The 2,185-nt window shown below is 63.2% G+C and carries 1 protein-coding gene; it reads right to left on the minus strand.

The window, feature by feature from the left end; all coding sequences use genetic code 11:
- Nucleotides 1–121 precede the first annotated feature (121 nt).
- Nucleotides 122–2,119 carry a DNA primase gene (gene dnaG, locus A2I95_RS32875; RefSeq protein WP_291736584.1) on the minus strand — a complete coding sequence of 666 codons (1,998 nt, stop codon included), beginning with the start codon at nucleotides 2,117–2,119 and terminating at the stop codon, nucleotides 122–124.
- Between the last annotated feature and the right edge of the window lie 66 nt (nucleotides 2,120–2,185).

Here is a 2,185-nt window from a genome sequence, read left to right on the forward strand (position 1 = left end):
TCAGGGGCTGCGGGGCGATTCGGGTCGCGCGAATCATTAGCGCGATTCTCTGATTCGTCACCCCGTTTACCCAATTTTCCTGTGCTCTTCCTTAGCAAAACGCAGAATCAGGCAATCTGTGTCATTTGCCGGAAAAGCCGATCCGGTCCAAAAGAGCGCCGAATGCGTCGCGCTCATCCCGGTTGAGCCGCGCGCCGTTCTCGCCCACATCATACTGCGCCTGGTCCTCATTCTCGCTGCGCACGGCCTTGTTCTTGGCTTCGGCTGCCTGCCGCAGCCGCCAGGTCAGCGCCTCATCAGCAAGCCCGTCCAGATCCTCTTCGGCCTCTGCCAGTTCCGCGTCCAGCCCGCGCCGCGCCTCAAGCTTTGCAAGCTCCTCGGCCAGGGTCATGCTGGCCAGCTCGGTGTCGCCGGGTTTGCGCAGGCAGGGGGTAATTGCGACATGGCGAAGGCCAAAGAGGTTTTCAAGGGCATGCGGCCCCAAAGACCAGTCGATTTCCTCGCGCAGACGCTCCGGGGCACCAATACCGTGACGCAGCACCATATCCCGCAGCACCGCCAGATCCGGGTCGGCACATTGCAGGCGCTCCAGGCTGGTTTCAAATTCGGGGATCACAGCCGGGGTTGTGATCGCCGTAGCCAGGATCACCGCTTCGCGCATGGCGGCAAAGTATTCGTCCTCGGCACCGGCCACCAGAGAAGCGCGCGTGGTTGCCCGCGGCTGCGGGATCGGGCCAAAGCCCTTGCCGGGCTTCCAGGGCGGGCGGCTGCCGTCGCGGAAACCGCTTCCGCGGGAACCGCGCTGCTGGAAACTGCCTTCGCCGCCGCTGCGGCTGCCGCGGAACAGCTGCCAGCGCATCTCCTTGACGTCTTCGCCGTAATGTTTACGGATCGAAGGGTCGCGGATCAGCTTGATCTTCTCCCGCAGACTTTTGTCCAGCGACGCCTTGCGCTCGGGGCTGTCGAACACCTTGCCCTCGGTCTCGCGCTGCCACAGCAGTTTGACCATCGGCATCGCCTGATCCAACACAGCCTGCACCGCCTCCGGCCCTTCGCTGCGGATCATGTCATCGGGGTCCTTGCCCTCGGGCATGATGGCAAAGCGCAGGGATTTGCCTGCCTCCAGCAGCGGCAGCGCCAGGTCGATCAGCCGCATGGCGGCGCGGATGCCCGCCTTGTCGCCGTCCAGCGCGATGATCGGCTCATCCGACATCCGCCACAGCATCTGCAGCTGGTTTTCGGTGATCGCGGTGCCCAGCGGCGCGACAGAGGACTGAAAACCGCCCTCTGCCAGCGCGATCACATCCATATAGCCTTCGGCCACAACCAGCGTAGAGCCCCGCCCCGAAGCGGACCGTGCGGGCCCGTGATTATAGAGACTGCGGCCCTTGTCGAACAGTTCGGTCTCGGGCGAGTTCAGGTATTTGGCGTTGTCGTTCGGGTCCATCGCCCGGCCGCCAAAGGCAATCGCCCGGCCACGCGCATCGCGGATCGGGAACATGATCCGGTTGCGGAACGTATCATAAGGCTTGCCGCCCTTATTCGAGGGTTTGGCCAGGCCTGCGCCGATGATCAGGTCTTCGGGCACGTTCTTACCGCGCAAGCCGTCCCACAGATTCTGCCAGCCATCCGGGGCAAATCCGATCTCCCAGCGGTCCAGTGCCTGCGCCGTCAGCCCGCGGCGCTGCAGGTAAGAACGCGCATCCTGCGCCGCGCCGGTCTTGAGTTGCAGGCGGAAGAACTGCACCGCCTGCTCCATCACCTCAGCCAGCAGCGTGCGGCGGTCCTGTTTCTCCTGCGCGCGGGGATCGCGCTTGGGCATCTCCATGCCCGCCTCTTGCGCCAGGATCTCCACTGCCTCCATGAAACCGACGTTCTCGGTCTCCTGGACGAACTTCAGCGCGTCGCCCTTGGCGTGGCAGCCGAAGCAGTAATAGAATCCCTTGCGGTCCTCGACATGAAAGGACGCGGTCTTTTCATGGTGAAAGGGGCACGGGCTCCAAAAATCGCCTTTGCCCGGCTGCGACTTGCGCTGATCCCACATGACCTTGCGCCCGACAACATCAGAGATACTGATGCGGGTGCGCAATTCATCCAGAAAGCCGGGCGGCAGGGACATATCAGTTCGACTTCAGCTGTTTCTGCATGGCCTGGATCTGATCCCAGTTCTGCAGGCACTGTTCTT

Source organism: Leisingera sp. F5 (assembly GCF_001593695.1).

Excerpts from the sequence above, each read along its gene's own strand:
- dnaG (WP_291736584.1), bottom strand. The coding sequence starts at position 2,119 with ATGTCCCTGCCGCCCGGCTTTCTGGATGAATTGCGCACCCGCATCAGT.